The sequence below is a fragment of the Stenotrophomonas sp. GD03794 genome (assembly GCF_029842145.1).
In the GTDB taxonomy this organism is placed as follows: Bacteria; Pseudomonadota; Gammaproteobacteria; order Xanthomonadales; family Xanthomonadaceae; genus Stenotrophomonas; species Stenotrophomonas riyadhensis.
In genome coordinates this window covers 23,431-29,503 of the sequence record NZ_JAOCFV010000053.1, presented here as the reverse complement: position 1 = coordinate 29,503, position 6,073 = coordinate 23,431, and the positions used below count along the sequence as shown (strand labels likewise).

Here is a 6,073-nt window from a genome sequence, read left to right as displayed (position 1 = left end):
GTCCTTCTGGAACTAAGGCCGAGGTGAGGGAGTATCTGGATACGGCCAGCCCTTGGGTCCAGGATCAGGTGCTGAGCGTCAAGGAGGCCGCCTCCGGGAAGACCACCACCCGGTACACCTACGACGCCCTGGCCAAGCCGAATGCCGTCTATCGTGCTGGGGCATTGCTGCAGAGCGTTACTTATGCCTCGGACGGCACGATCAGCAACGTGCGTGACGGGAAAGGGAACGAGACGCACATCCAGGACTGGTACAGAGGAGTGCCACGGTTGGTCATCAATCCGGATGGCACCACCAACCGCATGACGGCAGACGGGAACGGGTGGATCACCTCGACTACGGACGAACTGCAGAGGACCACGTCCTATCTGCACGATCCGATGGGGCGTGTGCGGGAAGTCCAACCACCGGTCGATGAGAACCAGTGGGCCAAGACAACCATCTCGTTCCGGCAGATCTCAGCTGATGAATACGGCCTCTCGGCGGGGCACTGGAGGGTCGATAACACTCAAGGAGCGCGCCGCCAGGAAACCTATCTCGACGCGCTTTGGCAGCCCCGTCTGGTGCACGAATACGATGCAAGCGACATGGCTGGAACCCAGCGGTGGGTCAGGAGCAGTTACGACAGCGAAGGTCGCCTTACGTTCACTTCCTATCCCTCAAGGGATAGCAATGTGGCGACTGGCACCTGGACCGAGTACGACGCACTTGGAAGGAGAACCTCTTCCTCTCAGGACAGTGAGCAGGGCCTGCTGATCACCACCATTGCCTACGGTATCAATGCCACGACTACGACGATTGACCCGCTAGGCCACCAGACGATCACTCGGTTTGATGCCTTTGATGGACCGGATTATGAGAAGCCTGCACAGATCATCCGGGCCGATGGCAGCAAAGTCAGCATTAAACGAAATGCTTTTGGACTTACGACGGAAGTAGCCCAGTCCGCTAACTGAAGGCACGACAAGAATGGAATTCGTGAACACTGGAAAACTGCGCATGGCCGCGGTTCTGCTGGGCCTTCTTCTTTCCTTTATCTGCCCGTCCGTACGTGCCCAGGTATGGATCGAGTTGGTGGGCCCAGCTCAGCGATCTTATACGGCACCTGCCACGTATCAGTTGCAACTCAAGAGCGGAAATACAGGCAGTGGCGGCAAATATGAATATCTTTCCGAGCCACAGCTGACACGAAATGGAGTCGTGATCTCCCGGCTCTCGGAGGGTATATACACTGAGAGCGGATTATCGGCAGGTACATATAACTATGTATTCAGTGCGTTCGGTGTGCGCAACATCAATGGCGATGAAGTTTCCAGGCGGCTGATCTCGCCCACCATTACGATTACAGTAGCGGCGCCACCAACTCCTTTCGATGGGGCTGAGTATGTCTCGGCAAGTTGGCCGGGGTCTGGCGACAGAGGTACGCCCTTCAGCGGCACGGTCACATTCCGGAATACAGGGAACACGACGTGGCGATCAGGGGGCGGCTATCGACTGGGACAGGCCGAGGCCTACGTTCTTGACGCTACCCTGCTGGGAATTGCCGAAGTTTCTGTTCCTCACGACGTAGCCCCGGGTGGGACGGTGACGTTCTCATTCAATGGCACCGCCGCCAAAGAGAATGGACCTAACACCATTCAGTGGCAGATGAATCGCAATGGTGTTCGCTTTGGAAGCACCAGCAATGAGCAAAAATTTGAGACGACAGGAAGGCTCAATCGTGGCGTGATGTATCAACAGGAAGTTCCGACCAGCATGGAGGCCGGGCGGACCTATCGCGTCAAGCTGAAGTTCACCAACACGGGTAACACGACGTGGTCGGCGTCGGCGGGCTATGCATTGGGGTCCTGGAATCCCAATGACAATCTCCGATGGGGCAGGGCGCGGGTTCCAATGCCGAATGATGTCATTCCACAGCTGCCTGCGTTCTTTGAATTCGATGTGGTAGCTCCTTCATTGCCAGGTGTCTACAGCTTCCAATGGCGGTTGCTGGAAGAGGGCAAAGAGTGGTTTGGTCGGGAAAGCGACAATGTCCAGGTCACGGTCAACGGGCCGCCGTCCAAGGTAATCGGCAACATCGATGGTGTCACCAGCGACGGTCAGATTCGAGGCTGGGCATGCTCGACGGGCATTGATTCGTCGATTGACATTCATGTCTACACCGGTGGAGCCGCCGGCAGTGGCGGGACGATCTTCCTGACCGGCAAGGCCGACTTGGCGAGTGAGCCGGCTGTGGCTACGACCTGCAAGGCGGGAGGCAATCATCGCTTCTCGCTTCCAATGAGCAACGAGCAGCGCCGCCAGCGTGCCGGACAACCGATCTACGTCCATGGAATATCCCCCGTCGGACAACCCAACAACACCATTGACGGCTCGGGCTCCTTTGCGGTTCCTGCGGCCCCCTCTGGCACTGTGTCCGCGTCTCCGGCCATGTGCCAGATTGCAACGGATGCCCAGACCTGCAACATCACCTTGGCCTGGTCGGCCACGGATTCACGCGCAGAGCTAAAACGTGATGGCGGCTCGTTGGTAGGCACTGGAGCCAGCGGCTCCGTTGTTGTGCCAATCGGCGCCGGAACGAGCCACTTTACGCTCTCGGTTGCCGGTGATGCGGTTGCCACAGCAGTTGCCACCGCCAAGGCTGCTCCTACCGTGCCCGTCAATCCAGACAATCCGGCCCCAACGGTGGCCCGGCGATACGTCTACGACGACAACCTCCGGCTGTGCAAGGTCATCGAACCTGAGACCGGGGCGACCGTGTTTGGCTACGATGCGGCCGGGAACATTGCCTGGAGCGCGATAGGGCTGGATTTGCCCAGCCTGACCGAGTGTAACCGTGACGCGCCCCAGGTTGCGGCTCGCCGTGTTTCACGCCACTACGATAGCAGCAATCGCCTACAGACCGTGGTCTACCCCGATGGACTGGGTGATCAGCAGCTTGAGTACACGCCTACAGGTCAGCTGAAGACCGAAAGGGTCTTCAATCAGGATCGGGTACCGGTGGTGACCACCCGTACCTATAACTCAATCGGGTCGGTGATCAGTCAGAGTCGTGTGGTGGGCAGCGCCAGCGCCCGGTCCCTGGCATTTGGCTACGACCCTATGGGGCAACACATCCGTACGGACTATCCCGATGGCTACTCCGTCCGGCAGTCCTTGAACGCCTTGGGCCAGCCCGTACAGCTGCAAGATGGCACCGGCGCCGTGCTCGCCAGCAACGTCGCCTACGCTCCCAGTGGCGAAACCACCGCGCTGACCTACGGCAACGGCATCGTACGTAGCGTAACCGAGAACGCGCGACAGTTGACCAGCCGCATCGTCGACGGTGGTGTGATCGATCTGAGCTACAGCTATGACGCAGCAGGAAACATCACCCAGATCCGCGATGGCGTGCGCGGCGACTCCGGGACGATCAGCCTGGGCTACGACCGCCTCGACCGGCTGATTCAAGCCAGTGCTCCGGCCTATGGTGGCAATGGGCAATACACGTTCGGCTATGACACGCTGGACAACATCGTCTCGATGCGATTGCCGGGAAAGCGGGAGCGTACGTTCCACTACGACGCCCGCAATCGCCTGGAGTTGCTGCGGGACCCCGGTGGCAATGGCGTCTCTGGATTCTCCTATGACGCGGCAGGCAATCTGGCAATCCGTAACGGCCAGACGTTCACCTACGACGTGGGTGGTCGGCTCCGTGCCGCAGGGAATGTGCAGAAGTACTTCTATGACGGCGCAGGACTGCGCGCATCCGCATCGGGCAGTTCAGGAAGTTCAGGCGGCACACCACTCATCCCGGGGCTGGAGGAACCGATCACAGTTCCGCTGGACGGGAGGCCGATCCAGCTTCCTGTGGAAGGAGGGGCGTCCGAGCTTTTCGTAGACGCATCAGACATTCCAGATCGCACCTGGCAGTACCTGGTGGGCGGGGAGCTGATCGAATCCACCCAAGGCGGGGAGACTTCCGACTACATCTACCTGGGCAAGCGACTGCTAGCGATTCGCACCAGCTCTTCAGCTGGTGCAACTCTCACCTACCTTCATCACGACGCGCTCAACACCTTGGCGGCCACCAGTGGCGCCAATGGTGCGGCTCTAACTCGTCACTTCTGGTCGCCGTATGGCGAGGCAGACGCCGCACCCGCTGCAATGATTCCTGGCTACTCGGGTCACCTTGTAGACGTAGACACGGGACTGGTCTACATGGGGCGGCGCTACTACGACCCGCAGCTGGCGAGGTTCATTTCTCCCGATCCGTTGGCATCCAGCACCTCCGGGGTGGCAAACTTCAATCGGTATCGGTACGCGAGCAACAACCCATTCCGATTCTCGGATCCCACGGGCGCGTGCGATCAGGCGACTGGGTCCCACATGTGCAATGGCAAGGGGTTTGCCGGAGATAGGCTCAGCACCACGCAGTACACGGCCGGAGGCATTCCCAAGTACGACCCTGGTGCCCCCGCACCTGCGGAGGCGGTCAAGGCGACAGGACTGGATGCCGTCGCGGAATACTTCGAGGAACGGAACTTCTTCATTGGGCAGGGGAGCTTGACCGATTTCGGCGCCGTGTCGGAAGCGATCGTCGTTCCCCTGATGAACTCTCCAACGGGATCAACGGCTGCAGGCGGCCTCAAGCTTGCCTCCGCCATGGTGGTACTGCGCGAAGCCAATGCAGCCAAGGGCTTTGGGAATCTTTCACGAGCTGCTGAATTTGGGGTTATGCCCTACAATGCACTGCGAAGGGCTGTTGCGGGAACGGGGCTCAAGAGTCACCATCTGCTTGAGAAGAGGTTTGCCGAAGTGGTGGGGCAGAAGCAATCTCAGATGCTCTCCGTCGCAGTTACGGAAGCGGAGCATCAGCCGTTTACGAATGCGTGGCGGAGAGCTTTCCCATATGGAACTAACTACAGGCAGTTGAGTGCTGATCAGGTTATGAACAAGGCCCGCGAAATTTATGCAAATTACCCAGCTTTCCTTAAGGAATTAGGCCTTTAAGGTTTATTTATTCATGAAGGTAAAGTATCGCTTCACCTTTCGCTGGACAGCTAAGCGCGCGCTAGAGCTTGAGCAGATCGGCGCCACTGTTGATCCACCATCTGACTTCACTGGGGAGTGCATTATTGGCGTCGTCCATTCAGCTGAAGGGGCTCCAGAATGGGCGGGAGCTTCCTCGCTGATCAGGGAATGGGGTGGCTCTTTCCTTGTGACGACGGATTTTTCCGCCACTGAGATTGCGGCTGCGGACTATTGTGAGCTTCAGGTTACCCATGCCAATGGGTATCCTCAGCCGGAAGATGATTTTGGATTTCGGGAGCAAACTTACGACACGTCTAACTACTGTGATGAGTGCGGAGCCTGGGCGGTCCAGGTTGCGCCGTTCCGTGTACGGAAGTCATTGAAGTGGGGGCGTAACGCATTCCTCAAGCTGTTCTGGGTTGAAGATGCTATTTTCATGCATAGGGATGTTTGGCAAGCGCACCTTGCTCCACTCAGCATTGAAACGTGGCCGGTTGAGGACACCAAGGGGAATGTTCTTGATCACATCGTGCAGCTACGTGCTGATACGAGCGTGGCGTTGCAGATGGAGGAGGGCTTGGGAACTCGCTGTCCGAAATGCGGGCGTGTTCGCTACATGGGCCCAGAGCGAGGATTCCTCCCGGCGCCAGTTGGGGCTCCAAATCTTCCCATCTTCCGAAGCGAGCAGTTCTTTGGAGCAGGCCATCAGTCCTCCAATGCCATCCTCATCAGGCGGGACGTCGTCGCGGCGATCCAGTCAGCCAAGCTGAGGGGGGTCAAGCTCTGGCCTTGTGCCGCATCAGTGTAATGAACCACACGCCCCTGTTGCTCATGTTGGTTATGCTCACCGGGGAACATCTCCAGTCGCAGGGAAGCCGGGCACGGGCAGATTGCTGGCATGGCATGGCCGGTGAGGGTAAAGTCCGTAGGTACTACGGAGTCAAGCGTACTACGAATGCGGATGGCCGAATTGTTTGCCGGAAAGCGAGCCGGCCACTTGCGATGGCTACATCGGTGCGCAGAGTCAGGCCGCGTTGCCCACTCCGTAAGCCATCTGACC

Annotated in this window: 2 protein-coding genes and 1 pseudogene; all 3 read left to right on the top strand. The window is 58.7% G+C overall.

Features of this window, described 5'->3' with window-relative positions:
• Window positions 1-956: pseudogene (locus tag N5D91_RS20240) on the top strand (sugar-binding protein); the annotation flags it as partial.
• 13 nt (window positions 957-969) lie between these two features.
• Window positions 970-4,992, top strand: a complete 4,023-nt coding sequence (locus N5D91_RS20235; protein ID WP_258011655.1) for an RHS repeat-associated core domain-containing protein — start codon at window positions 970-972, stop codon at window positions 4,990-4,992.
• 13 nt (window positions 4,993-5,005) lie between these two features.
• Complete coding sequence (locus N5D91_RS20230; RefSeq protein ID WP_164160453.1) at window positions 5,006-5,821, top strand: hypothetical protein; 816 nt, start codon at window positions 5,006-5,008, stop codon at window positions 5,819-5,821.
• Window positions 5,822-6,073: the final 252 nt, after the last annotated feature.

Coding starts and splice junctions, on each gene's coding strand:
- N5D91_RS20235 (WP_258011655.1), top strand. CDS start 970: ATGGAATTCGTGAACACTGGAAAACTGCGCATGGCCGCGGTTCTGCTG.
- N5D91_RS20230 (WP_164160453.1), top strand. CDS start 5,006: ATGAAGGTAAAGTATCGCTTCACCTTTCGCTGGACAGCTAAGCGCGCG.